Origin of the sequence: Gimesia fumaroli (assembly GCF_007754425.1) — a bacterium.
Classification (GTDB): domain Bacteria; phylum Planctomycetota; class Planctomycetia; order Planctomycetales; family Planctomycetaceae; genus Gimesia; species Gimesia fumaroli.
In genome coordinates this window covers 895,482-921,285 of the sequence record NZ_CP037452.1, presented here as the reverse complement: position 1 = coordinate 921,285, position 25,804 = coordinate 895,482, and the positions used below count along the sequence as shown (strand labels likewise).

The window sequence follows — 25,804 nt, the reverse complement described above, 5'->3', positions numbered from 1 at the left end:
ACCCTGACACCGAAGCTTATGAACAGTTCAACACAAGAAAAGCCGGCCATCCTGGGGGGGACTCCCTACTTCCCGGAAGGCCCTCCCGAGTGGCCTTTTGCCTCGCCCGACATCAACCAGGCCTTACAGCAGGCACAGGAAACAGGGTTGTGGGGAAAATACCATGGCCCCTGCTCTCAGGAGTTACAACAGGAACTGGCGGCCTTCCACAAAACCGAAGAAGTGATTCTGTGTTCGAGCGGTACCGTTGCCATCGAGCTTGCCTTGCGGGGATTGGGCGTCGGCCCGGGCGATGAAGTCATCCTCGCCGCTTATGACTTCGAAGGAAACTTCAAGAATATTTTGACCATCGGTGCCACGCCGGTACTCGTTGATGTCGACAGTCGAAATTGTAATCTGGATCTTAACCTGCTTGAGCAGGCTATCACTAACTCGACAAAATGTATTCTGGTATCACACCTACACGGAGGCCTGGTTCCCATGTCGGCTGTGATGAACCTCGCCAAAAAGTGGGGAATTCCCGTAGTAGAGGATGCCTGCCAGATTCCGGGCGCCAAAATTGAAGGACGTACCGCAGGCAGTGCTGGAGACATTGGCGTTCTCAGTTTTGGTGGCAGCAAACTGCTGACAGCTGGCCGAGGGGGTGCGGTTATGACATCATCGCCTCAGATCGCCCAACGCATCCGGCTCTACTCATTCCGTGGCAATGAAGCCTATCCTCTCACAGAGCTACAGGCCGCCTTGCTGATTCCCCAGCTGAAAACACTGCAAAACCAGAATCAAAAACGCCGGGAGAATGTAAAGCATCTGGTGCAACAACTCGCAGGGCACGCCGGATTAACCAGTCTCTACGAGGTGAACACGACTAACGGAACCGACTCCTGCCCCGGCTTTTACAAACTGGGTTTTAAGTACTCCACAGAGCACTTTGCAGGCCTCTCCAGAGCGCTGTTCTGCGCATCAATGCAAGCAGAAGGGATTGCCTTCTACCCGGGCTTCAGAGCGCTTCACACGATTCACAGCAAGCGGCGCTTCAAAAAAATGGATGCACTCCCGGTCGCCACCGCCTGCGATCAGAATCTCGTGGTCCTGCATCATCCGATTTTACTCACCGGGCAAAAGCAGATGGACCAGATCGCCAAAGCCGTTCTTCGCATACACCAGCACGCTGACGAAATCATTCAGATGTCCACCAGCTGCCAACTTGACACCAGCCGTAAAAAAAGCGAGGACCTTTCATTTGAATGATCCTCGCTGTCGACTGACCCCAAGGGGATTTGAACCCCTGTTTTCGGGATGAAAACCCGATGTCCTGGGCCTAACTAGACGATGGGGCCGAAGCGAAATAGTAATCTAAGGTTTCCATCGGATAAGTCAAGCGGACGGCGTTAACAGAATTCATCTTCTCTAAAAAAACTTTGAACTCTGCCCTCTAAGCGGAAGGAGGCCGGGAAACCATTCCATAAAAAAAGCCACCTGATGGCGGCTTTTTTTAGTATCCATATTTGCACAATCCGAAATTACTGCATCAGCTCAGTGGTATCGTTTTCAGCCTCTGGAACCGAATTCTGCTCATTTTGAATTGCTTCATAAACTTCGCTACGATGAATGGGAACTTCACGGGGTGCTTCAATTCCCAAGCGGACTTTATCGCCGCGAATCTCGACAATCGTAATGACGATATTCTCGTCGATTACGATTTTCTCATTCTTCTTACGAGATAATACTAACATGCCATCTTCTCTTTCAGGATACCTGATGCATCCTACGTAAATCCTGATCTAACGCCGTCTGGTAGGGCTGGCGCTACTGTCATGAATTAGTAAAAATACCAATCAATCATTCACTCAGAGATTTTACAAGCCTACATTTATAGCGTCAAGAGGCTAGCGCAAGGTGGGCGCGCAGAGAGAGCGCAAAGCGGCATCAAGAGAAGAAACACACCCGAAGCTGAGGCTTAACACTGCAGACGTAAAGTGTAATCAAATCTACACTTACGAGAACAGATTAGAAAAAGAGTTCATTCGCACCTGGCTTCACAAAAAAGCCCTAAATTTCAAAGAATTTTTGGCTTTTGAGAGTTTTTGACCTGAAAGTTTACTTAAGCGTAAGAAAACTTCGGTAACTTTGAGAGAAGCATGACAACAGATGCGGGAACTCATTATCTTCTTGTAACTGAGACGCGACTCATGCAAGACACAGCCCCCTTCAGGGAAGCTGCATCTTCATGATCGTGTGGTCAGATTCAAGTCGACTGAGCGATTAAACCATCTCTTTCAGTGCTTTGAGAGGTCGAACCTTGACGACATTGCGGGCTGGCTTCGCAGCAACCTGCATCATTTCGCCTGGTTTGAATGGGTTGGGGCGGGTTGTGGCTTTGGTAGCTGGTTTCCGCTGCACTTGAATTTTCAGGAGCCCAGGAATGTTAAAGACGCCAGGACCACGCTTTCCAAGGTTCTTCGAAATCAGTGTGCTTAATTCATCAAGAACTGCAGTCACTTCTTTCTTGGTGAGTCCAGAACCTTCAGCCAGTGCATTGAGGATCTCTGTTTTGGTAAGTGGCTTATCTTTAGTCGTAGCCTTTGCTGCCATCGTGAACTCCTGATACTGGAATTGAAAATGAAAGAAGTGGTTTCCCACTTCGTCATAATGAGTTGCGAAATTAGTTTGTGCCTGGTTCACAGACCGAAGTCACCCCAAGCCAAGCGTAAGTAAAGTGATCTTATTTCCAAAAGTCAATGTGTTTGCCCTATTTTTCAGGACTTTTTGTCATTTCCGACGAAAAAATTTTTTTTGTCGTGTCATTTATTTGCTGCTTTGAGATAATAAAAAGATGGCTTTTATTTAAGAACTTACGATTTGACCGCGAACTACTATTGACGAATTGTATTTTTCCACACCAACCCATTCTTCAAGCAGATCAGATTGAACTGCCTATGAGATATAAAAATGATGCAGCCCGAACGAATCGGGTACACTGAAACAGGGAGCCTCCACAATGGCTACAAATGAACTTCGCCGGGATATGACGCGCTCAATTGTAAATCACATACTCGTGGTCGAAGACGAACAAGACACCGCCTTATTCCTGAGAACACTACTCGAAGAACATGGCTATCACGTGACGATTGCCAAGGATGGAGGCCAGGCGCATTCTTCCTTCTCAATGCACAAACCGGATTTCGTCATCCTTGATCTGATTCTGCCTCATGAAAGCGGATTTGAAATCTGCGAACATATGAAACAAAGAGAATGCCATGTTCCCATACTGATTCTCACAGCAATCGATTCTCCGGAATCGCGCCAGCTGGCAACACGTGTCGGGGCAGACGGGTATCTGCTCAAACCCTGTAACCCGGATGAACTACTCGAATTGATCAAGGAAATTTCCAACGACCTCTGGGAGCAGGAACACTTGCCTCCGGAAAAAGTGAAAACGGAAGAACGGATTCACTTCTTCTGCCCCTGTGGTAAAAAATTAAAAGTGCGCATCAAACACCGCGGGCGTACGATGACCTGCCCGGCGTGTCATGAGTCACTGATGGTTCCCCTGCATGATTAATCAAACCAACTCCAGTTCAGATATGGATTTCCTGATTTTGCATACATGAGCTTCATCCTTCAATCCAGCCTGTTCGCTCACTCTCTCACCCAGGTGAGATTTGATATAACCAACCTGCAGCTTCCAATTGAAAAACAAAAGCAGATCGCCTGTTACCAACTGATTCCACAAGACCACTTCCCTACTTAGCTTTGAGGGCCCCATGCCAAAATTCATTATCAAGACAGGCAAATATCAAGGAAAAAAATTGAAACTTCCTGATCGAGATATCACCGTCGGACGAGACCTGGAATGCGACATCCGCGTTTCAGATACTGACGTCAGCCGAATGCACTGCCAGATTAAAATCCGCGACGGGAAACTGTTCGTGGATGATCTGGAAAGCCGTAATGGAACGTTTATCAATGACATCGCCATCGAGACAGAAACCCCCCTTCAGACAGGTGATCAATTGAGAATCGGGCCGATGGTCTTCGAATTAGCGGGCACAAAAACCAGGATCAAAAAACCCAGTAATCTGGAGCCCGATAAAGCGGCACCACTGTCAGACGACGATATTTCAAGCTGGCTTTCGGAAGAAGTCTCTGAAGAGGAAGCGTCCTCCGCTGGCGATACTACGGTGATTCCCACTTCAAACATTCCACCGACTGGCGTCCCCCCCGCTCCAAAACCTCCGAAAAAAAAGGAATATCACTCGGTTGCCGAGGAGGCCGCTGATATTATCAAAAAACACTGGGAACGCGTCGCGCAACAAAAGCAGGAATCTGAGTGATGCTTCTCATTGCTGACAAGTCTCTATACAATCACGTTTTACAGTAGTTCTACTCCCCGTGGGGGCCATTCGGTTCACACCTGTTATTATTGAAAAGATTAAGCAGTGCGTATTATTGCAGGAAAATACCGTCGCCGAAAACTCCAAGTGAATCCCGGCCAGACCACACGCCCCATCACCGATTTTGTGAAAGAAGTCCTCTTCGAATGGCTTGGCGATACGGTTAAAGAAAGACGTGTGGCCGATATCTATGCCGGCACGGGATCGCTCGGCCTGGAAGCCCTCAGTCGGGGTGCCAGCAGCGTCGTGTTTATTGAGCAGGATCGCAAAGCCCACGAGCTCCTCAAACGCAACGTGGAAACCATTGGCGCAGATGAAGAAACACTCTGCTGGAGAACCAACGCCCTGCTTTCCTCCTTCCGCCCGAAAAACGTCCCGGACTTTGTTCCCTTCGATCTGATCTTCTTTGATCCCCCCTATAAAATGCTCGACGATCTCAAGCCAGGGTCCAGACTTTATGAATCGATGGAACGCCTCGCACGGGAGACGGTCTCTTCCGCAGACTGCCACCTGATCCTCAGAGCCCCGCGCGATGCCGAATTCGAATGTCCCCCGGATTGGGAAGAATACGACCTGCTGCAAAAATCAAGCATGGACCTGCACTTCATGAAAAAACGACAAGGCCAGACCACATGACACACCGCTCTGTTTTCCGCCGCTGTTTCTGGAAGATACTCGCCGTAGCCCTGCTGCTCACAGTCTCCAGCCAGATGGCACGTTCGGAAAATCAGACGCCTGCAAATTTCAAAACGGTGCGCCACGTTCCCTATGATTCCTCGATCCGCATCGGCAAGCATTTCAAAAGCCTCGACATCTATGCTCCCAATTCGGGAAAGAACCATCCCATCGTCGTCTGGGTACACGGCGGTGCCTGGAAAATTGGTGATAAGCGGGGCGTCGATCAGAAACCTCTGGCATTCACACAGCACGGCTACCTGCTGGTCAGCATCAATTATCGACTCCACCCAAAGGCTACCTATGACGAACAGGCTCAGGACGTCGCACAGGCCATTCACTGGGTTCACGATCATGCGCAGGAGTATGGCGGAAATCCCAATCAAATCTTTCTGATGGGCCACTCTGCGGGCGCACACCTGGTTGCTTTGGTCTCGACCAATCCTGCCTACCTCAAACAGGAGTCGCTCTCGCTGAAAACCATCAAGGGCACCATTTTACTCGATGGTGCCGGCTATGATATCGCTGATCGCATCAAGACCGCTGGCCGAACGGGTAAAAAAATTTATACCAGCGTATTCGGTGAAGATGAGAAAATCTGGAAAGCAGCCTCTCCACTGACTTACGTTCGCAGGAATCGATCAATCCCCCCTTTTCTGATTCTGCACGTCGCGAGCCGAGCCGACTCCAGACGGCAGTCAGAGCGTCTGGCTAAAAAACTGAAAGCGAACCAGGTCGACGTCAGCGTGGTTCCCGCACCCGGCAAAACACATATGACGATCAATCGCGAAATTGGTCAAGCCGATGACATGCCTACGCAGAAAATCTTTGCATTTCTCAATCGCATCACAAACGCAAAGAAAACCCGGAGGACTCCCTGATCAGGTTTCCAGTGTTGTTTCCGACTGAGTCCGTTTAATTGCCTGTGGAAGATGCGGCTTCGTGGCTTTGCCGTCCTGTAACAGCGGTGCATTCGCGGCCGCAGCCTGATCTTTTTTATGGGACGCCACGATCAGAGAACCCAGCGGGCCCGCTAACAGAGCCGGCAGAAAGATAATGTCCGCTAACAGAGCAGCCGCGATCAAGGCAGACATCAGAATCCCGAATCGGCTCACCAGCAGCAGTTCTGCCGGGTAGAGCATCGCCAGACTGATCCCCACGGCAGCACTCGTCTGCCACATTGCCGGGCCACAATGCCCCATTGCAGCCGCGACGGCTTCGCTCTTGGTTTTGCCTTCTTCAATGCCGATTTTGAACCAGGTCAGCAAATGCAGCGTTCCATCAACGGCAATCCCCAGCGCCACCGAAGCGGTAATCATCGTCCCGATATCAACGGGCATTTTCATCCAGGAAATCAACCCGAAGACCACGCCGATCGGCATCAGGTTCGGCAACATGGTAATCAAGCCCGCTGTCGGACTGCGGAGCAGAATCATCATCACAACCGCAATCACGGCAAACGCCAGACCGAAACTCTTAATCAGACTTTCCAGAACTGCCTGCTGCGTTCGCAGGAACAGCGGAATTGTGCCGGTTACGAGATGCGTCGTGCCGGCGTGGTCACGTAGAACCGACTGCGTCACCTGGTTCAAATCGCGTGTCAAGTGACCGTAATTCAGATCGGTCATAATCGCCACCTGGGCGGTAATCCGCCACAGTTCGTCCCCTTTATTCACAGCGACCGATCGGTCACCATTGGCGGTCTCCTGCTCCATTTCGATCGCTTCATCGGCAATATACAGAAACGATTTCGCATCACCGGTTTTTAAACTTTCCCGCACGCGTCGTTCTGTTTCATTTACGCGTTTGGCATTGCGTAATTTTTGAAACGTGCTCGCATTTTCCGGTAACGGCTCTGAGACAGGACGAAAATCAGCTAGAGAAATCGAACCACTGATTTCAGGATGCTCTGCAATTTTCTGTTGAATCTTGCGTACGAGTTCCACGCGCTCAACAAAATTCATATTTTTCTGAGCGGCCTCATCGAAGCAGATCACCGTGTCGACGGGAGTAATTCCCGAAAGATTCTCTTCCAGGAACAGGTAATCCTGAATCACCCGAGAGGAATCCGGAAAATATTTGATGACCTTTGTTTCGGTCCGAAACCATTTAAAGCCATAGCAGGAAACGGCAAAAATAATCAGGCAACTCATCGACACCAGCACCTGATGCCGGGATAAGACGCGCCCCAGCTTCTGCCAATGTCGGGTATCCACATCAGATTCTTTGGGAGGCTTACCCGGCCATAACTGTAGCAACGACGGTAAGCCGTATAAGATCATCAACAGTGAAATCAGACAGCCAATCGAAGAATACAGGCCGAAATCACGTACAGGCGAGAGCGGGCTGGTCATGAGCGAAGCCAGACCAATGGCGGTCGTCAGACTGGCCATCATGCAGGGCGCCCGTGCCATTTCGACAGCTTGAGAAACCGCATTTTTCATGTCCACATGCGCGGCGTGTTTCCAGTAATTGGCCACATGAATCGAGCCGGATAGCGTCAGCACTGTCAACAGGGTCGGCATCACCACCAGAACCATATTCATGGTTCCCCCTGTTAAAGGTACGATAGAGACAGCCACAAACGTTGTATAATAAGACACCAGCAGCACCAGGCACGAAAGACGCAGGCTGCGTAACATCAGAAATGCGAGTGCAATCCCAATCAACCCGGAGAAGAGCGTCACAGACCGTTTATGAAACTGCCAGACCGGATACGCAGTATTCCAGGAAGATTCTTTGACCATTCGATTCAAAGCAGCTCCTGCAACAGGTCTGCCTCCCATATGCAAGCCGGCTTCGGGAATGCCCGACTTCGAGGCGGCTGCTTTGACGGCAGCAACCGCAGCAGCATGGTCGGCGTCTCCCGTGTCAGACAGCTCAATCGCAACGGCAATCGGTGTTCCCACGGCAAAGAAACAATCTTTCACCAGAGCAGGATGTGTCGCCGCCGCATCGGCAGTTTTTTCTGACTTCTCTGACTTGGTTTCCGGCAGGATCGTAGGCCGCTTCAGAGACAAGGCCAACTGCTGAATCTGCTCACTCAGTTGAGACGCAGGCTGCATCCGCGGCCAGGTCACTTGAAAATCATGAGAGGGAATCTCGGCCACCAAAGCCTGGAAATCAACCTGCTCTTCATCATCGCTGGCAGGTGTCTCGACAATCTCGGCCTCATTCGATTCATCTACGATCTCAACCCACTCTTTGAAAGCAGGCTTTACCGTCAGCTCGATCCCCAACTCGCTCTTTGCTTTGCCGATCAACTCCTGGATCGTCTGCTCCTGCCTTTTTCGGCCGGCTTCGGTTAACTGGATCTTCAGAGCTCCAGTACCCAGCAGAACACCTTTTAAACGCTCCTGGGCTTCATCCGGCTCAACCCGGTACTCCACCATCTTCCGAATGGCATCCTGAGGCGTTAAGACATTTTGGATGTAAGGTGAACCGCCGCGGAGAATCCCCTTTTCATCGGGTGTTCCCAATAGCAGTGTTTTCAGGCGATCGGCCCGCAAATCAGTTAGCGAACTCCCTTCCCAGGAAAGGAGCAGACGGTCTTCAATGCCAAAACTCTTACGGTGCCAGGAGAGAACTTTTGACTGAGGGTCGTTGGGGGGCAACCAGTTCTCAACATTGTTTTCCTGCCGGATCTCACGCAAAACCCCGAATAGAACCGGGGTGATGAAGATCATGAAAACCACAACCCATAACGAGAAACTGTGTCCCCAAGGATCGCGCTTTTGAAAAAACGAAGCCATTAACTATTCCAATTGCCCCAAGAGGCTTTATCAAATCAATGAATCTCAGCCCTGCCACAACGAAGGTGAAATTCAAATTGAAAATTGTGTGATTCAGAAATGCAGACCAAGTACATCCAACTTGAGCAGAATCCGGGAGAATTCCCGCGCTTTCTCAAATCAGATTTCCTGAATTGTCACTCTTTCACAATCTGAATCAATCTCGAATGTACAAAAAAACGGAAAAGCTCTCTGCTGATTCCGTTCTGATATCACTTCTTACGATCGCCCCGCATCGGTATTTTTCGTCGTCGTATCGGGTTGAACTTGTCGCAACACAAACAACATTTGTATTTGTGATAAAGATTCTGATAATGATATCAATTTTGCGGATTATAGCAGCAGGAATTCCCTGTTAGAGACCCCGCTTCCCTGCAAAAAACAGAAAAAAACGGCACTCTCCCCCCGCTTCAGCCTGCCTGTTCAGCACACGAAAGAGAAAATACTCTTCTAAAACGGCAGAAATATGAACATAACACCACAACAATCGTGCCGCTTACTCTGCCGTTTTGGGGTCAAATCCCTTCAGCAGTTCTTCGTCCCACTGATCCTGCAACGGCCAATCAATGGCGCATGTGCCGAAATCTGCCATATGCAGATACGTATCCAAACGATCAATGGTCGCCTGCAGCAATTCTTTTTTGTTCCGAAAAATCGGACCATGGCTGGGCAGCAGCCATTTGGCATCACAGTCGCGGATTCGCTCCAGAGACTTGATGAAATCAGGAATATCCGACCCATGATGGGCATCAATGTGCCCCACACAGCCGTCACGGTAGATGTTATCGCCAGAGAACAGCAAGTCACCGAAACGGAAAGCAAGTTGGCCGTCGGTATGACCGGGAGTATGCCAGACTTCCAGCTTGATGTCTCCCCCCAGATCAATCACGTCCCCTTCATTCACTTCCAGATCGACCTGGCAGGCGGGCATATCAATCGAAATTCCCTGTGCACTGATCTCGGCATAAGTACTGATGCGGTCTCCTACTTCAAGCAGGCGAGCCGCACTCGGATGCGCTACGACTTGCGCTGCAGGCAATAATTCTTTGGCACGGCTCAACCCTTGAATGTGGTCTACATCGGCGTGCGTGGCAATCAGATATTTGCAATTCGCCAGTGGAAAATCCATCTGACGGATCATCTCGATGATTTCGGAAACTGTGTCTTCGTACCCGATATCAATCAGCAGCCATTCATTCTGATCATTGAATACGAGGTAAACACAACACCCCAAACGCTGTCTGGCTTGATAATTAATTTCGATAACGTGTGGAAAAACTTCGCGTCGGGGCAACATTCCCGTAAGCTCCTCGTATGGTTAAGCTCAGTGATTGATTTCATTCGTTCAGAAAAGCAAAGACTGCTTGAGAGCCGTATCGTTATATGATTCCCAAAACAAACGCCCAATAGACGGGCGCTCTCAAAGCCAGTCTCAGTGATCCCGTCATTCTATGCGGGCCAATTCACTGAAACAACCATTATCAAAGCAGATGTAGGGGTATAAGTCCGATTTTCAAGGGAAACCGGTCACGCTGACGCAAACCCCCATCTTGCGGGAAACCAGACAATCAGAGCCGTTTTACAGCTTCCAGTATTCCGGCAGTCCTGATTTTGTTTCGATCAGAATCTCCAGAATTGCCCGCCGATCCTCGGCACTCAAGTGGGCATACTGCTTACTTTGCTCTTTGCCGGTCAAAATATCCCACAGCCGCTGATACACAAAATCCAGAATCGGGCGCGGCAGCGCATCAAATGATTCCGAGTAAATCAGAAAACTACACGGGTACTTAAACAACCGTTGCTCCAGATCAAAGTCACGCAAAGAACGACCTTGCTGATCCCGTGGACCTGACAGGGGAAATTCCGTTTGAAACCGGGAAACGCCGCGAATCGAGTCTTCCAGCGCCAGCTCATCCACAAACAGCATGTAATCCACCAGACGATTGGCCGAGCTCGCAAACCTCCGTTTGGTACTGTCACTCTGAAACGTCGCTTTCCGCTCCAGCATCTTATTCATCACTGTCGCATCCCGCTCCGTGATCCGACCTTCAAACTGCGCCCGGGTAATCAAATTGTGCATCTTCGTCTGATGCTCCAGAACCATCAATGAAACGATATCACTGTGCGGACTCAGGTACTCTTCCGTATCAAACCACTTCTCCAGATCAACGGCGTTCGCCCCGCGATCACGATTCAGATGATTCGAACTGTCTCCGCTACGGAAAATCAGATTTCCCATGTGACGCATTTTTCCGTGTGTTCCCGAAACATACCAGCCGCCCCAGCGCTCCTCGAAGGGACTGGTATGATCGCTCCGATACGTCCCTTCTCGAAAGACAGGCATCCCGTCCGGACCCGGATAAACTGACCGCATAATATGCCCCGGCACTCCCTGCGTCATCGACGAGGCATGGCACTGAGTGCATTCAAACGTTTTTCGTACAAAAGCAGGTTTGGAGGATTCGGTCTGAGACAGCGTATAAAATACGGTTCCCAGTTTGGCATCACTGGCAGAAACTTCCAGCACAGAACCACCTTGAACGAACCCGATATAGAGATCGTCATTAAAATACAACGCGCGCGGCGACTGCGGATCGATGTGCTTCACCTGCAAACTCGTCTTGGAAAAGACCAGCACCTGGGAAGAGACCGGAATCTCCAGCGACTCCAGCACCGAAGATAAATAACCAGTTCGTTTTTTCCGATCGTAAGACAGCGTCACCTTGCCTGCATCCAGTTTTGTCTGCAGACGCGTGATCAGATTCTCTGGTTTCGATTGATTATAATTAATCGGTGCTTCTTCAAAACTGACCTGCGCTAACGCCGCCGGCATCGAGAAACAGCAACAGACAAAGCATAAAACCATCAACCGTAAACCACGGGCCGTAAGACTCCTGAAGAGAGAGACGAATCGGGATTCTTCAAACGCATACATGAGTTTGACATTCATTTTTTAAAGGCGGGAATCAATCACACAATTCAATGAAATACGGCAATCAATTGCGTGAGGCAGGAAACAAAATCAATATCGGATACAAACATCCATTTTAATCAACTTTTTTACTGTGTCAACTGACTTTTCTCTAAGATCATATCGACCTAAACTAGGGAATCACAAGCTTTTTCAGATAGAGCTCATTCTATAATCGCTTCTAACACCATAGAAAGCCCTCTTATGAAACCCGCCCCGCCTCAAATCCTGCTCACGATTGCAGTTCTGTTTTTCAGTCTGATGTTCGCAAATTTAAAAAGCACCGCCGCCGAACCCACCAAACCACAGATTCGCATCCTGATGATCGGCGATTCCACCATGGCCACTTATAATAACCCTCCCAAAGACCGCCCCGATCTCACTGGCTGGGGTCAGGTGTTTGGCGAGTTCTTCACTGACGATGTGACTGTGCTCAATCGTGCCGCCTCCGGTCGCAGCTCGAAAAGCTTCATCAAAGAAGGTCGCTGGAAAAAAGCGGTTGCAGAAAAGGCCGATTATCTATTTATTCAATTTGGCCACAACGACTGCCCCGGCAAAGGAGACCGTGAGACCGACCCCAAGACAACCTATCAGGACTATCTGCGTCAATACATTGACGAAGCCCGCGCCGCCAACATCAAACCAGTGCTGGTCACACCCATGACGCGTCGCAGATTTAGCGATGGAAAAATCATGACCATTCTCCGCCCCTATGCGGAAGCCATGCTGAAAGTGGGCCGCGAAAAAAACGTGCCCGTCATCGACCTGCACCAGAAAAGCGTGACTCTCTTCAACCAGCTGGGAGACGTCGGCAGCAACGACTTCAGCCCCAGCAAATCCGACCGCACCCACTTCTCAAGAAAAGGCGCCCAGGAAATCGCCCGCCTCGTCGCGGAAGAAATCCCCACCCAGGTCCCCGATCTGAAACCCTATCTCAAACAACCTTTACCATAAAATTTTCACTTGACTATTCCCCGACATTGGGTGGGACCGAATGTAATTCGGTCCGAACGCAGTGAGCAGGAAAAGCATCCGGAATATCATAGGACTAAGATCACGTAATCCGGTCACTGAGTCGTAGGGGCAGTACCCGTGTGTCTGCCCGTCTGGCGGGACACAATTTTGTATTATCTTGCCGATGGGACCAGTTAAAACATACACACGTTGCCCCTGCGGACGAACACATGGGTTCGCCCCTACCACTAAATGGCATCACATGAAAGTACAACGATTACAGGGCTCCACACTCAAACGAGAAACCGTTGCTTCGCGGAGCTTGCGATACTCGGGTGAATTATAGACTTCCAGCACATGTTGGTCGTTCACATTGCCAATCGGGAATTCCGCCTGACCGTCGGCACAGCAGTGGGCCACCTCACCCGTCGCGGTAATCGAAAGCTCAAACCAGCGTTCACATCCCATATTGGGAACCGGGTTCACATTCAGTCCCTCGACCTGCCCCATCCATTCCATCCGGGGAAATACATTCGACTGGAACAATGGATAGTTGATCCCCACCCAATCTACAAATTCACGATCAACGATGGTGCCATCACCCACGCGCGAGAGTACCACCGGAAAATATACATCGCCATCGGCAAACATATCGTGAATCATCTCCAGACGCTGTCGCGTCCGCTGGTAAGGCAATCCCATCACGCGTTCGTACTCTTCCTCGCGATGATCGTTGAACGAGATCCAGAGATATTGAATGTTCTTGACCTCCTGCAAAGCTTCGAGTTTGTCTTCCGTAATCGGCGTCGAATTGGAAGTCAGTGCAATCTTGGCCTGAGGCAGCAGAGTATTTATTTTTTCCAGAACATCAAACAACCGGACCTCCAGAAACGGCTCACTCACCTTAAACGGCGAAATTTGCAAATTCATCTCGCGGGGGATCTCGGTCAGTTCATTCAGAATCTTATCAATCAGCTCATCGCTCATTTTGGTGTGCTTGCGATTGAGATTCGGATACGGACAGAAATTACAGCTCGCATTACACCGAGCCTGCGTTTCCAGATGCACATGCTTTGGATAGTCCATATACAGTGAATGACGCATCCGGGCAATCCCCGCGTCATATGCGGCGCGCTGTTCACTAAAGTGATACGGGCTGACTATATCCAGCGTTTTTTCCACCATTTTTGATGACTCTTCCATGAATCCAAAGAGAAGCGAACCACTTGGCGCGGCGAGCATCGCAGACAATCCGTTTTTTGTCAACGAGAATTCGCCCCGCCTATACATTTGAAAACACCCGTTTTTCAAACATGTCCAAGGGAAAACCCTCATACACATCCACAATTCAAAAACCGGTATGATTCCATTGTCGGCTCAACTTTGTATGATTCATGAAAGAAACCCGCTGTTCCATCAAGAAGAATCATGCTTAACTCATAATACTGAAAGCAGTTACCCGATGCACAATTTTGCCGATCGTTTACATGCCGCCATTCAGAATAAGAAAACACCCGCCCTGGTCGGCCTTGATCCCCGCTTTGACTGGCTTCCCGCAGAAATTGTCTCGGCTGCGGAAGCAACGCATTCCAGTAAAGCCGACATCGTCGCTGCCGCCTTTGAAGAATTCTGTTTCCGCATCATCGACGTCGTCGCCCCCCTCGTGCCCGCCGTCAAACCGCAGGCCGCCTTCTTTGAAGAATGGGGGCCCGCCGGTTGTGCCGCTCTGCAACGCGTCATCAAAAAAGCACGCGATGCCGGCCTCGTTGTCATCTGTGATGCCAAGCGGGGAGACATCGGCTCCACAGCCGAAGCGTACGCCCGCGGCTACCTCGCCGGCGAAAATCCCGACAGTGCTCTCTGGGCCGCCGACTGCCTGACCGTGAACCCGTATCTGGGCAGCGACACGCTGGAGCCTTTTGTGAATGTCGCCGTCGAACGGGGTGCGGGCATCTATGTTCTCGTCCGCACCAGCAACCCCGGCGCAGGTACATTTCAGGATCGCAAAACCGACGGCACCAACCTCTACGAATGTGTGGCCGCCGCCGTCGAAGAACTCGCACTGAAAACCAAGGGCGCGGGTCACTATGGTTCCATTGGCGCTGTTGTCGGTGCCACCTATCCCGAAGAACTCAACCAGCTGCGTGCACTCATGCCACACACACCTCTGCTCGTCCCCGGATATGGCAGCCAGGGCGCAGGTGCCGGCGATGTCGCCGGCGCCTTCGATGAGCAAGGCCTCGGCGCCATCATCAACAGTTCGCGCGGCATTAACTTCGCCATCCGCAAAGCCCCGTATTCTGAAAAATTCGCACCCGAAGAATGGGAACAGGCGATCGAAGCCGCCACACATGATATGATTGCCGATTTAGCCACGCACACCCCCGCGGGTAATTTACAATGAATGACCACGCAGCCACATTCCGCAAAGCGTCACTGCATCTGAGAAAAGCAGATCCGCGTCTGAAAACCGTCATCGATACCGTCGGTCCCTGCCCGCTCAAACCATACCGATATCGCTTTGCCCTTTTGCTGCGTTCGATTGTCTCACAACAGATTTCTACCTCAGCAGCCCGCACGATTTACAAGCGTCTGCACGCACTCACAGGAAAAGGCCAACCCACGGCAGAAAAAATCATGCGACTCTCGCACAAACAACTTCGCGCGGTGGGTCTCTCTACACAGAAAGCTAATTACGTACATCACCTGGCGGAGATGGTTCTGGAGAACAATGTCCGCCTGCACAAAATGCACCACATGACCGATGAAGAAGTCACGACAGAATTGATTCAGGTCAAAGGCATTGGCCAGTGGACCGCGCAAATGTTTCTGATGTTCGGCCTCTGTCGTCCCGATGTCTTCCCCCACGATGATCTGGGAATCCAGAACGGCATTCAGCAGATCTACCAACTGAAATCCCGCCCCGACAAACAGACCTGCATCGAAATCGCAGAGCGCTGGCAACCCTATCGTACCGTCGCCAGCTGGTACTGCTGGCGGACCCTCGAAATGGAAACCCCCGACGGCCCCTGGTAAACTCGAACTCACTTTTATTCTCTACGAAAACCGGATACATCATGACAGATTCCTTTCGTTGCTATCAAGTTAATAAAAACGAACAAAAGAAAATTTCTGCCGGCCTTGTTTCTGCTCCCTATAATAACCTGCCTCCCGGCGCAATCACGGTCCGCGTGGTCTATTCTTCGGTCAATTATAAAGATGCATTAGCGGCCAGCGGACATCCGGGCGTCGTGCGTAAATTCCCCCACGTTCCCGGCATCGACGCTGCCGGTTATGTCGTGGAATCCGACTCCGATCAGTTCCAGGTTGGCGATCCGGTCGTCGTCACCAGCTATGAACTCGGCGTCGAACGCTGGGGAGGCTGGGCCGAATTCATTCGTGTAGAACCCGAGTGGATTGTCCCTCTGCCGGAAGGACTCACGCTCAAAGAATCCATGATCCTCGGCACCGCCGGCCTGACCGCGGCAATGTGCGTCGACAGTATCATTCATCATCATATCACCCCTGACGCAGGCAATATTCTCGTCACCGGTGCTTCCGGGGGCGTCGGTTCCTTCTGTGTCTCGTTACTCAATCAACTCGGCTATCAGGTGACCGCGGTCTCAGGAAAGCATGCACTGCACCAGCGACTGCTTGAACTCGGCGCCACGAAAGTCATCGACCGACTGGAGATCGATCTCAGTTCCGACAAACCACTGCTCAAAGGACATTGGCCCGCCGCCATCGATACCGTCGGCGGCTTCCTGCTCAGCCATGTCATTCGTTCGATTCAACCCCACGGCTGTGTTGCCGCCTGTGGCAATGCGGGAGGCGCCCAGCTGGACCTGACCGTCTTTCCCTTCATTCTGCGGGGCGTCACCCTCGATGGAATTGACTCCGCCTGGTATCCCATCGAACGCCGAACGGCTCTCTGGCAGAAACTGGCCACCGACTGGAAACTGCCCGATCTCGAATCCCGTGCGAAAGCCATCACCTTGGAACAGGTCAAGGAGACCGTCGAAAGTCTCCTGAACCGCACGCACCAGGAACGCACCATCATCAAAATCAGCGAAGAATAACGACGCAGACAGCGCGTAAAAAAAGAAGCCACCCGTTCCCGAATGGCTGCTTCGATTGATTGAGACTCAACCCACGATTTAGTACCGGGCCAGGTCGGCTGCTTCTGCTTTGAGATTCAAACCGCTCACAATCCGCTGCGCTTCGTTGAGCATGAATTTGACTTCAGAGCCACACGCAATAAATCGCCAGCCTTCTGCAATCCGCTGCTCGACCGCTTCCACCGTCTGCACATGCAGGCCAACGGGAGTGCCGGTCTTCTTGCCGGTTTCCAGAATGCGCTGCAGCATTGCTTCCAATTCGTCAGGCGAAGGATGCACGCCAGTCGCTTTGCTCATCTGGAACGTCAGGTCGTTGGGTCCCACAAAAATTCCATCCACACCAGGCAGACTGTAAATCTCTTCCGCATTCTCAACACCTTCGGGAGATTCGGTCTGCAGAATCACCAGAATCTCATCGTTGGCATGTTTGTAATAGTCGCCGGCCGTCGCATCGAAGTTCATCGCATGCAAAACACCACCCACAGAGCGGTTTCCCAGCGGCGGATACTTGACCGCGTCGATCACTTCTTTGGCCTGTTCGACCGTATTGATCATGGGTGCAACAATGCCGTGTGCTCCGGCATCCAGCGCCCGTTTGATCAATTCATATTTTCCCAGGGGAACCCGGCACAGAGGCACGCAGCCCGCGTCCGCAATCGCACCGAACAGCAGCCCTGCCTGCGACCAGTCGATCGGCGAATGCTCCATATCTACTGTCAGCCACGGAAATCCCACGCGGGCCATCAGACGGGTCATCATCACATCCCCCGACGAGAGCCATGTTCCTACTTGAGGTTTTCCTTCACTTAACGCCGCCTTGACCGGGTTCTTTTTCATCAGTCTGAAATTCTTTCCTGTAATCGATTTGAAATAAATAGTCTGTCTGCACCGCTATGCGGTTTCTCCATTCTCGACAGGCTCATAGTGGATTGCAAGCCAAACGCTTTCCCGATCGTCGGCGGTCGCCTCAACCCGGTGCCGACAATGAGCGGGAATGTTCACCGCATCGCCGGGAACCAGCGGCCGCCCCTCGGTTTCTCCCTCAAATCGCAGGACCGCCGAACCCGTGAGCAAAACCACCCATTCTGCATGCTGCTGATCATACCACTGGCCCTCCCGCGTCGCCTGCCCCGTCGAAACAATCCGCTCCACCCGGAAAGTCTGGCCGCGAAATAGCTCCTCAAATAATTCCGCTACGGGCAATGTCTTCTGTGGAGTGAATAGATTACTGATTTCAGGGACCATCGTCGCTGCCTTGTTACTGTCATGTAGAAAAAAAGTAGATCAACGTGTACTTTAAGCGCGCAGGGTGCTCACAACAACCGTGGCCCATCAGGCAACGACCGCGAACCTGCTTGCCGCTCCCTCAGGGAACTGGTAGCATGAATTTCTCGCCGACAATTGATCCTCCCTGCCGATGGAGCCTTCCATGAAAATCACAGGCGTCGAAACGTTTCTCGTTGATGTTCCCTTGCAAGTCCCGGTCTCTCCGTATCAGTCCCGGTATATTTTCTCCACCAGCACCGGCGCCCTGTTGATCCGCCTCGAAACCGACGCCGGCATCATCGGCTGGGGCGAAACTCCACAACGGCTCTCCTTTCAGAACGCAACCAGCTTCACCGGCGACGAAGCCGACTACTTCCGCCCGATTCTGCTTGGCAAAGATCCGACCGACATTTCCGCTCTCTATGCCGACTGGGGCATGGAAGAACCCTATCTGCAATCAGTAGTCGAAATGGCCTGTTGGGACATCCTCGGCAAACAGGCAGGCTTGCCCCTGCATCGCCTGCTGGGCGGCCTGTATCGCGACCGCGTCGAAGTTACCTGCTGCATGGGCATTCGCGGTCCGGAAGAAGCTGCCGCCATCGCGAAGCACTATGTCGACCTCGGCTTCTCGACCCTCAAAACCAAAGCCGGCCGCGAGCCCGAAGAAGACCTGGCGATGGTTCGCGCCATTCGCGAATCGGTCGGCGACCAACTCAATCTCCGCATCGACCCCAACATGGGTTACACGCCCGAGGTCGCCCTACAACTGGCCAGAGATCTGGAGCCCTACGAGCTGCAATATTTCGAACAGCCAATGCACAAAGACCTGCTGCAGGAATCCGCCGACATCCGCAAGCAGACGAGCACGCCACTCGCGCTCAATGAATCGGTGACCACGATGGAAAACGTCCGCAAGATTCTGGAACTGGATGCAGCGCAGTACCTGCTGCCCGACACCTACCAGTGCGGCGGCATCTGGGCCGTCAAACTCGTGGGCGAAGTCGCCGCGTCAGCCGGTGTCCCCTGTATCTTCCACTGCGCTCACGACCTCGGTCTCCGAACCGCCACCATGCTGCACATGGCCGCCTCATCACCCAATTTCCCACTCGCCAATGACTGCACCTACTACAGCCTCGAAAACGATATCATCACCGACCGCTTCGAAATCAACGAAGGCACGATCGCCGTCCCCACCAAACCCGGCTTAGGAGTCGAGATTGATGAAGCCATGCTGAAACGGTATCTGGTTAACAGCTCGGTAGAGTAATTCTCTGCGATTAAAGAACTGTAGGGGCAGTACCCATGTGTCTGCCCGCCTGGCGAAATTCAATTCCAGATTATCCAGCAATGGCACCGGATTACGCCTGTACTCCTGGTTCCTGCATTGAACGCAAACACTGAGGGCGGACACATGGGTCCGCACCCTACGGAAACAGATCGGTGGCCTGGCTCCTGATTGTGTGTTGAAACCGCTACTTCCTGTTGCCTGCGGCAATACCGGATTGCATCCGGTACCACCCGGAAGATAGATTCTAGGAAATAAGCCTCATGAAAATTCAACGCTTGTGTGCCACGGGTGACTCGTCAACCGTGGCTGTGAATCAGCGTCCCTACTTCCTCGTAGGGGTGGCCTCTAAGGTGTTGATTTTGAAATGGCTGTGCGGAAACGGTAGCGACAAGCGGGAATACCTTCCATGAAATAATTTTCGGGACCAAAACCATAGTTCGCCAAGACACTCAGATTTTCCTGTTCGATGATTTTCTGTGCCCGTTTACCGGCAACCGTCTGAGGATATTTTTTGCTCAGTTCAAGTAACTTCCGCTGAATGATTCGAAAACGGGACAAGGCCAGTTCTTCTTGCAATAGCATTAGTTTTTTTGAGACTGTTTGATTCAGATCACCTGAAACAATGTTGGACTGCGTCTCCACACTACTTGGTATTGTCTGTTCGTTGCCAGAGGCCAGTTGCGGCTGAGTCGGTCTGATGAGCAGCCCCAGAACGAGACCAAAGAGTACTGCCAGGATTGTTTTCTGCATTTGTCTTCCCCGCCTTGAGGTGATGATCTCCAGTGTCTGCTCACAGGCGGAGATTTTAAGGCAGAAGACAAACGGCGACAAGATCCGTTTCAGCGCGTCTCCTGCTGGGCTTCGAATTCGTGTTGACGTGCGATCGCAGATGCGGTTTCGACAATCGTCACAGAGGGAAAATGCCGTTTGAGCCAATTCGCATATTTCTTTCCATTCCAGACCTTAAGCAAAAATGCCTTTCCCTGATGAGGCGAGACATATTCTTGCCAGCACCATTCATCCCAGGGATGCGGTTGATCTTCCTCCATTAAGTCCAGAACCTGTTCCCAATATACATCGTCTTCCTGCTTTATAACGGGGGACAGCGTTTTCAGATCATCGGGAGTCCACCAGGCATGGGTGAATCCCCACCCCATCGTAGGAGATTCGAGGATCAATGTCCCCGTCTCACCCGCGTCAAAACGACGACGAAGTTTCCGCCGACTGAGCGTCCGACCGTCATTCCACATGCTGAGATAAAACAGATGTTCGCCCGTGAAATTACTGCAAACAACAAACAAACTGACCAGCATCAGCAACGGTAACACAAACAAGCCGATCAGTAACACGAACGGAGAAAGCAGAATACTCAACAGCTTTTTATACCACGGCCATCCCCAAAATTCTCCCGTTCGTGACATCGATCTCTCCTGAACACAACCTGACAGGAACAGTATAAACAGGTTCCATCATAACAATACCGGTTTTGTTTGAAACAACGAAACAAAGGATGGGTGTGACCGAAAATAATTCGGTCCGAGCGGAGCGAGCGGGAAATTGTCAGAGAACACCTGGGATATTCTTCTTGAGCCCCCTACGTGTGAAACACAACACATTCAAGATTTCAGCTCTACTTACGTGCTCTCACACATCCTGTTGCCTGCGGCAAAACTTTTCGTGTGCTTTCGTGTTTTTCGTGGTAGCCCATAAAAAAACGACCAGCGAAGTTTCTCTCCGCTGGCCGTTTTAATTGTTTTGAATTCAAATCAGACTTCGATTAGAACTCGCCGATCACGTTGCCATCCGCTTTATTCCCTAGATTCTTCCAGGTATCAAGGTGAATGTTTTCCGAGACAAAACGAACGCGACCATCGCCAAGTAGCGTGTGAACGCCACCGACATGCTTGCTGCGGGCTCCAAACAAAGACGTTCCGCCAGTATTCAATGCACACTCCTGTAAATCCGAGTTGGGACCAATCAGAGTCGAATAACTCCATGACCACATCTCTCTGGCATAGAACCAGGAATAACCGCGGCGTTTCTGGTCGGCTGTTCCCGTACAAACCGTTCCCGATGTCGCGTTAATATTGGAATAGGGATGAGCCACGATACACTCTGCAACCAGCATCGTGTTCGAACTTCCGTCTTCGATGTCTTTGAGTTGTGTTTTACTGTTCAGGAACATCACTGAACGACCATTGTTCTGATAAGTGCTGCCTCCTGCCGCATAACTTCCCGAATCAGCAGTACTCGTAACATAGTTCGTCGGACCGTACGCAGACTGCCCCGTCTTACCGCGATTACCGGGATCGCTGGGACAGCGATAAGCGGGTAGCTCATTTTTCATGGCATCCGTGTTCGCAGTTCCCGTATTACCTGGCTCAATACTCCAGTCGATCTTGTTGAACAGGGGCGCCTGATCCATGTAAGGTAAAATCCGAGCCTGCCAGCTGATCATGCTGGTTTCCCATTCGTCACGGACTGAATTGCGATTGCGAACCATTGCAGGTGGAAACGTCCGAAACGTATCGTGATAATTATGCAATGCCAGACCGATCTGCTTCAGATTGTTTTTGCAGGTCGAACGACGGGCCGCTTCCCGTGCCTGTTGTACTGCTGGTAACAGCAGCGCAATCAGAATCGCGATGATGGCAATCACCACCAGCAATTCAATCAACGTAAACCCCTGACGGCGCTTCAGAAAAAATGCTTTCATAGTTTTGATTTATCCAGATATAGAGAAAAGATTCAGTGAGATCGTGAAACGACTCAAGTAAAATGTTATTTCGTTTCCAGCGCGAAATCGGCGGTGTTCTCGCCAGACTTGATCTCATACGTCAGCGTGGAATTCGTATTGTATTTCGCGGGAATATACTGCTTCAGGATCTCCGTTTTCTGACCGTCAAATTCTTGAAACTTACCCGTTTTTTTGGTGGCGTTGATCAGCACTTGGTTCATTCCCACCACAGGTCCCTGGTCAGCATCCAGGCTAAAAGCACCCTCGGAAATCAAGGCTTGAACGGCTTTTCCACGTAGCGGCTTGCCGGAAGCATCGGTACCGGGAACAAACTGAATGCTCCCCTCTGGTAACGGTTTTCCGTCATATGTGATGGTCCCTGAAACCGCAGCCCGTTCGATCTGTTCTGCAGAGCCGCCAAAACAGCCGCAAACAGTCAAAGAACAGAAAACGAGTACACAATGAGTGAAGCGCAAAGAAAGAAACATAGTGTGCCTGTAATTAAATAATTGGGATGCTTAACATCAGGAAGGTGTGGGCTAAACCAGTCAACTTTAGACTAACCAAGGGTAGGATCGGGAAGGCATCTAACTCACAGTATCTAGCTAGACCAAGTACTTAGCGTTTATTTAATGCACAGAATACAACAACTTCCAGCGATTGAAAATCAATCGGCAGAAAAATCTATACAAATAGTAGCACACCCTATTGAACGTAATTCGTTGACCACCCCTTTGTCAACTGTAGACTTGCACAAAACGGTGGCCACAAAATAGAAAAAGGGAGCAAAATTGACAATATGCGATAGTACAAAAGACAAGCAAACGGTCGCCTCAGGAGAAGGTAAAATCCGCCATTGAAACCGCTTACGGCTTCAAATCAAAATCGAATGTATTGTCGCCTTCTTTAATGAGTGCCTGCAAATCGGTTGACTGCTCGCTCTGGTACTTCTTAGGAACATCCTTGAGTGCATCATTCATTTCCGGATTCCCGGATTCCGATGGTGGGGCATCACCCAGACCACTGGAAGTAAAATAAACGCGGTAGTCACCTTCGGGAATCGCATTCGGCAATTCATACGAACCATCCGACTGCAAGTCGGTATAGACCCCCGTCCCGGTGGTCGAAGACACGAAATTAATCCGGCCCTGTGTCAGTGGCTTGCCATCCAGTTTGACCGTTCCACTCGCCGTTCCGGAAGGAATCGTTTCCACACGACTGCCGCAGCCACTTAGAATACAGACGGATAACGCACTCACCACACAGAAAATGGTCTTGGTGACAGCGATCCGCTTCATCGCAACCCCTGAAACAGCTCTCATTTGGATACCTTTAAAATGTAATGACATTCCACCTTCTCCCTGCCGTTGATTTCTTAAAAACAAATAGCCGATGCATTCAGAAAACACATCGGCCGCTGCTTACAATTTGAATGCTTCTACAATGCCCATCAGTGCAGTGAATTAGAACTCACCGAGAACCAGATTATCATTTTTCATACCTAACCGGCGGAGCGTTTCGATATCCACATTATTGGAAATGAATCGCACGGCTCCATCAGCCAGTAAAGCATGAATACCACCCACGTGCTCTGATGTCAGCGGGTTATTGGGGGCATAGGTTTGATCGCCTCCAGTTGGTGCCGTCGGCGGATTAGGGTTATACCGAATCGTATTCACTCCAGTCCCCCAACCTGAGAGACCCAGGTGCCCAGACCAGCCGCCATAATAATTACTACGATAATCTTTGTTATCGACCAGACCAGAGTCTTCGCCGATGATCATGGTATTCGAAGTCCCATCTTTACAATCACGCATCCGGGCAGAATCTGCGATCAGCATCAGACCACTGTTACACCAGTTTCCGCCATAGACAGTACTGCCACATTTTGTATTGAAAGGAGCAACACCTGAATAAGAACCGCTGATGCCTACATAGTCCATCGTCATGCCGGTTTCTTTACCCAGGGAAGCATTCGGTGAGGTGGTTCCATTTTTTGAAATGGGACTGGCCCCTGTATAAAATGCGTCAGCAGTACTCGAAGGACATTTATAAACGGGGACAAAGAAATTATTGAGTACGGCGTTTTCGGTATTGTAGCCAGAGGCCGAATTCCCATTCCCGGCAGCAAAGCCGTGCTGAGAATGCGCTTTTTGAGTCAACTGATTGTAAGCGGGTGCCTGATCAAGATAAGGCAAAATCGAAGATCGCCAGTTGGCCCGATAATAAGACGTTTGAGAACCAATGGGAAACGCGCGAAACGTATCGTGGTAATTATGCAGTGCCAGCCCGATCTGCTTCATATTGTTTTTACAGGTCGAACGCCGCGCTGCTTCACGCGCCTGCTGCACAGCAGGTAATAACAATGCAATTAAAATCGCGATAATGGCAATCACAACAAGTAACTCGATGAGGGTGAACCCTCGCCGTTCTCTCAATAATTTCAACATAGGACACGCTCCGGAGTGATGAAAATCGGAAGGAAGACAAGACAGGAAATTTCCTCGTAAAAGAGTAAAACCTATCCATGTCTGATTTTAACACGCACCCTAAAATGAATCCTAGAATATTTACCTTTATTTAATAAAAAAGACATATAAAAAAATGTATACACAGAACAAAGAAGCCAGATGTATTAATGCATGTACATCTTTTGATCCGTTGCGCCCCCAGTGACGGCTTTTTTACCTCAGCATCAAGGGGCCTTCAGTGACTTCAACGGCCCTCAAAAATCGCTAATTTGTCCGGATTTCGTAGGACATAGATCCCCCGAATCTGGTTCTGTTCCACTTCAAACTGATACGCGGACACCGGCAGCCCCGACTGATAAATTAGCATGCCGGGGGCTCCGTTAAACCAGGCGATTTCGATGCGGACGTCCTCTGCTGCATCCGCAGTGAAAGCGGGACGCACTGCTTTCATAAAGAACCGCGTAATCAGATCGGCTCCTTGAACCACCTTGCGGGCCGCGATCGCTTTGCCGCCGCCGTCAGAGATAAAGACCGCGTCTTCTTTTAACAACGAAACCAGTTCAGCCGTCTCACCCTGCTTCACTGCTTCCGAAAAAGCCACGAGAAATTGCAGATGCTCATCGCGACTTTGGGGAACCTTCTCTACATTACGTCCCAGTTTGATCCGCGCCCGACTCGCCAGCTTGCGGCAGCTACTTTCACTCCGTTCCAGAATATCTCCGATCTCATCAAAGCGATATTGAAACAGATCGTGCAGAATAAAACTGGCCCGCTCTGTCGGCGAAAGCTGATCCAGCAAATACAACAGCGCCATCGAAATCGACTCATCCAGCTCCAGTTCCTCTGCCGGCGTACTCTCGTCCACCAGATACGGTTCAGGTAACCAGGGACCAACATACGACATCCGCTGCACACGGGCACTTTTCAGATAATCGAGTGCCAGCCGCGTGGTGACTTTCATCAACCAGGCGCGCGGCACCCGTATCTCCTGCCAATCCGCATCCAGCCATTTCAGGCACGCTTCCTGGACGATGTCTTCTGCTTCCACGCGCGAACCGGTGATGCGATACGCCAGACCGAGCAACGGTTGGCGCCAAGATTCAAACGTCTCTAAAGCATGGGAAGCATTCACGACAAGA

25 protein-coding genes and 1 tRNA gene are annotated in these 25,804 nt (G+C 50.8%); 10 read left to right on the top strand and 16 right to left on the bottom strand.

The window, feature by feature from the left end; all coding sequences use genetic code 11:
- The first annotated feature begins 18 nt into the window (after positions 1 to 18).
- On the top strand, positions 19 to 1,248 hold the full coding sequence (locus Enr17x_RS03615) for a DegT/DnrJ/EryC1/StrS family aminotransferase (RefSeq protein ID WP_198000950.1): 1,230 nt from the start codon (positions 19 to 21) through the stop codon (positions 1,246 to 1,248).
- 14 nt (positions 1,249 to 1,262) lie between these two features.
- On the opposite strand, the gene Enr17x_RS03610 is transcribed toward Enr17x_RS03615, so the two are convergent.
- The 3 genes from Enr17x_RS03610 to Enr17x_RS03600 all read right to left on the bottom strand — a co-directional run bounded on the left by Enr17x_RS03610 (position 1,263) and on the right by Enr17x_RS03600 (position 2,592).
- Positions 1,263 to 1,337 (bottom strand) — tRNA-Glu (locus tag Enr17x_RS03610).
- A gap of 183 nt (positions 1,338 to 1,520) precedes the next feature.
- Positions 1,521 to 1,733 (bottom strand): carbon storage regulator CsrA, encoded by a 213-nt coding sequence (gene csrA / locus Enr17x_RS03605; protein ID WP_145305952.1) that lies wholly within the window; start codon positions 1,731 to 1,733, stop codon positions 1,521 to 1,523.
- A 529-nt stretch (positions 1,734 to 2,262) separates the two neighbouring features.
- On the bottom strand, positions 2,263 to 2,592 hold the full coding sequence (locus Enr17x_RS03600; RefSeq protein WP_145210839.1) for an HU family DNA-binding protein: 330 nt from the start codon (positions 2,590 to 2,592) through the stop codon (positions 2,263 to 2,265).
- Between the two features lie 406 nt (positions 2,593 to 2,998).
- On the opposite strand from Enr17x_RS03600, the gene Enr17x_RS03595 reads away from it, so the two are divergent.
- The 4 genes from Enr17x_RS03595 to Enr17x_RS03580 all read left to right on the top strand — a co-directional run bounded on the left by Enr17x_RS03595 (position 2,999) and on the right by Enr17x_RS03580 (position 5,950).
- Positions 2,999 to 3,562 (top strand): response regulator transcription factor, encoded by a 564-nt coding sequence (locus Enr17x_RS03595; protein WP_145305950.1) that lies wholly within the window; start codon positions 2,999 to 3,001, stop codon positions 3,560 to 3,562.
- 202 nt (positions 3,563 to 3,764) lie between these two features.
- Positions 3,765 to 4,334, top strand: coding sequence for an FHA domain-containing protein (locus Enr17x_RS03590; RefSeq protein WP_145305948.1), 570 nt, complete (start codon positions 3,765 to 3,767; stop codon positions 4,332 to 4,334).
- Between the two features lie 105 nt (positions 4,335 to 4,439).
- Positions 4,440 to 5,030, top strand: coding sequence for a 16S rRNA (guanine(966)-N(2))-methyltransferase RsmD (gene rsmD / locus Enr17x_RS03585; protein WP_145305946.1), 591 nt, complete (start codon positions 4,440 to 4,442; stop codon positions 5,028 to 5,030).
- Positions 5,027 to 5,950: an alpha/beta hydrolase gene (locus Enr17x_RS03580; protein WP_198000949.1), complete on the top strand. Its 924-nt coding sequence runs from the start codon at positions 5,027 to 5,029 to the stop codon at positions 5,948 to 5,950. Before rsmD ends, Enr17x_RS03580 begins: the two co-directional genes overlap by 4 nt.
- Here the strand turns inward: Enr17x_RS03580 and Enr17x_RS03575 are convergent, their stop codons facing one another.
- The 3 genes from Enr17x_RS03575 to Enr17x_RS03565 form a co-directional block, all read right to left on the bottom strand.
- Complete coding sequence (locus Enr17x_RS03575; RefSeq protein ID WP_145305942.1) at positions 5,951 to 8,821, bottom strand: efflux RND transporter permease subunit; 2,871 nt, start codon at positions 8,819 to 8,821, stop codon at positions 5,951 to 5,953. It abuts the gene before it with no gap.
- 535 nt (positions 8,822 to 9,356) lie between these two features.
- Positions 9,357 to 10,157, bottom strand: coding sequence for an MBL fold metallo-hydrolase (locus Enr17x_RS03570; RefSeq protein WP_145305940.1), 801 nt, complete (start codon positions 10,155 to 10,157; stop codon positions 9,357 to 9,359).
- Between the two features lie 282 nt (positions 10,158 to 10,439).
- Positions 10,440 to 11,726, bottom strand: coding sequence for a hypothetical protein (locus tag Enr17x_RS03565; RefSeq protein ID WP_232100935.1), 1,287 nt, complete (start codon positions 11,724 to 11,726; stop codon positions 10,440 to 10,442).
- Positions 11,727 to 12,035: 309 nt separating this feature from the next.
- Between Enr17x_RS03565 and Enr17x_RS03560 the strand changes: the two genes are divergently transcribed.
- Entirely contained in the window at positions 12,036 to 12,785 is a 750-nt protein-coding gene (locus Enr17x_RS03560) for a rhamnogalacturonan acetylesterase (RefSeq protein ID WP_145305936.1), read from the top strand.
- A 258-nt stretch (positions 12,786 to 13,043) separates the two neighbouring features.
- Here Enr17x_RS03560 and Enr17x_RS03555 read toward each other — a convergent pair whose 3' ends face one another.
- The gene (locus Enr17x_RS03555) at positions 13,044 to 14,027 is read right to left on the bottom strand and encodes a radical SAM/SPASM domain-containing protein (protein WP_232100934.1); all 984 of its coding nucleotides are present in this window, start codon (positions 14,025 to 14,027) and stop codon (positions 13,044 to 13,046) included.
- A 220-nt stretch (positions 14,028 to 14,247) separates the two neighbouring features.
- Between Enr17x_RS03555 and pyrF the strand changes: the two genes are divergently transcribed.
- Genes pyrF through Enr17x_RS03540 form a run of 3 tightly spaced genes read left to right on the top strand, consistent with a single transcriptional unit; the run spans position 14,248 to position 16,864 of the window.
- Positions 14,248 to 15,189 carry an orotidine-5'-phosphate decarboxylase gene (pyrF, locus tag Enr17x_RS03550; protein ID WP_145305934.1) on the top strand — a complete coding sequence of 314 codons (942 nt, stop codon included), beginning with the start codon at positions 14,248 to 14,250 and terminating at the stop codon, positions 15,187 to 15,189.
- Positions 15,186 to 15,821, top strand: a complete 636-nt coding sequence (locus Enr17x_RS03545) for a DNA-3-methyladenine glycosylase family protein (protein WP_145305933.1) — start codon at positions 15,186 to 15,188, stop codon at positions 15,819 to 15,821. The genes pyrF and Enr17x_RS03545 overlap by 4 nt, the downstream gene beginning before the upstream one ends.
- Before the next feature lie 41 nt (positions 15,822 to 15,862).
- Positions 15,863 to 16,864, top strand: coding sequence for an oxidoreductase (locus tag Enr17x_RS03540; RefSeq protein ID WP_145305931.1), 1,002 nt, complete (start codon positions 15,863 to 15,865; stop codon positions 16,862 to 16,864).
- A 78-nt stretch (positions 16,865 to 16,942) separates the two neighbouring features.
- Here Enr17x_RS03540 and Enr17x_RS03535 read toward each other — a convergent pair whose 3' ends face one another.
- Together Enr17x_RS03535 and Enr17x_RS03530 are read right to left on the bottom strand one after the other, a co-directional pair.
- A complete protein-coding gene (locus Enr17x_RS03535; RefSeq protein ID WP_145305929.1) occupies positions 16,943 to 17,740 on the bottom strand; it encodes an HpcH/HpaI aldolase family protein in 798 nt (265 codons plus the stop codon).
- A 54-nt stretch (positions 17,741 to 17,794) separates the two neighbouring features.
- Positions 17,795 to 18,148, bottom strand: a complete 354-nt coding sequence (locus Enr17x_RS03530) for a cupin domain-containing protein (RefSeq protein ID WP_145305927.1) — start codon at positions 18,146 to 18,148, stop codon at positions 17,795 to 17,797.
- Between the two features lie 184 nt (positions 18,149 to 18,332).
- Here Enr17x_RS03530 and Enr17x_RS03525 point away from each other — a divergent pair, with 184 nt between their 5' ends.
- Entirely contained in the window at positions 18,333 to 19,436 is a 1,104-nt protein-coding gene (locus Enr17x_RS03525; protein WP_198000948.1) for a mandelate racemase/muconate lactonizing enzyme family protein, read from the top strand.
- A gap of 366 nt (positions 19,437 to 19,802) precedes the next feature.
- On the opposite strand, the gene Enr17x_RS03520 is transcribed toward Enr17x_RS03525, so the two are convergent.
- From Enr17x_RS03520 to sigJ, 7 genes are all read right to left on the bottom strand, one after another.
- The gene (locus Enr17x_RS03520) at positions 19,803 to 20,207 is read right to left on the bottom strand and encodes a hypothetical protein (RefSeq protein WP_145305923.1); all 405 of its coding nucleotides are present in this window, start codon (positions 20,205 to 20,207) and stop codon (positions 19,803 to 19,805) included.
- Positions 20,208 to 20,296: 89 nt separating this feature from the next.
- Entirely contained in the window at positions 20,297 to 20,878 is a 582-nt protein-coding gene (locus tag Enr17x_RS03515; RefSeq protein WP_145305921.1) for a hypothetical protein, read from the bottom strand.
- A gap of 356 nt (positions 20,879 to 21,234) precedes the next feature.
- Positions 21,235 to 22,173 (bottom strand): DUF1559 domain-containing protein, encoded by a 939-nt coding sequence (locus tag Enr17x_RS03510; protein ID WP_145305919.1) that lies wholly within the window; start codon positions 22,171 to 22,173, stop codon positions 21,235 to 21,237.
- A 65-nt stretch (positions 22,174 to 22,238) separates the two neighbouring features.
- A complete protein-coding gene (locus Enr17x_RS03505; RefSeq protein ID WP_145305917.1) occupies positions 22,239 to 22,682 on the bottom strand; it encodes a hypothetical protein in 444 nt (147 codons plus the stop codon).
- 378 nt (positions 22,683 to 23,060) lie between these two features.
- Positions 23,061 to 23,516, bottom strand: a complete 456-nt coding sequence (locus Enr17x_RS03500) for a carboxypeptidase regulatory-like domain-containing protein (RefSeq protein ID WP_145305915.1) — start codon at positions 23,514 to 23,516, stop codon at positions 23,061 to 23,063.
- A gap of 141 nt (positions 23,517 to 23,657) precedes the next feature.
- Positions 23,658 to 24,644: a DUF1559 domain-containing protein gene (locus tag Enr17x_RS03495; RefSeq protein WP_145305913.1), complete on the bottom strand. Its 987-nt coding sequence runs from the start codon at positions 24,642 to 24,644 to the stop codon at positions 23,658 to 23,660.
- 265 nt (positions 24,645 to 24,909) lie between these two features.
- The gene (gene sigJ, locus Enr17x_RS03490) at positions 24,910 to 25,797 is read right to left on the bottom strand and encodes an RNA polymerase sigma factor SigJ (RefSeq protein ID WP_145305911.1); all 888 of its coding nucleotides are present in this window, start codon (positions 25,795 to 25,797) and stop codon (positions 24,910 to 24,912) included.
- Between the last annotated feature and the right edge of the window lie 7 nt (positions 25,798 to 25,804).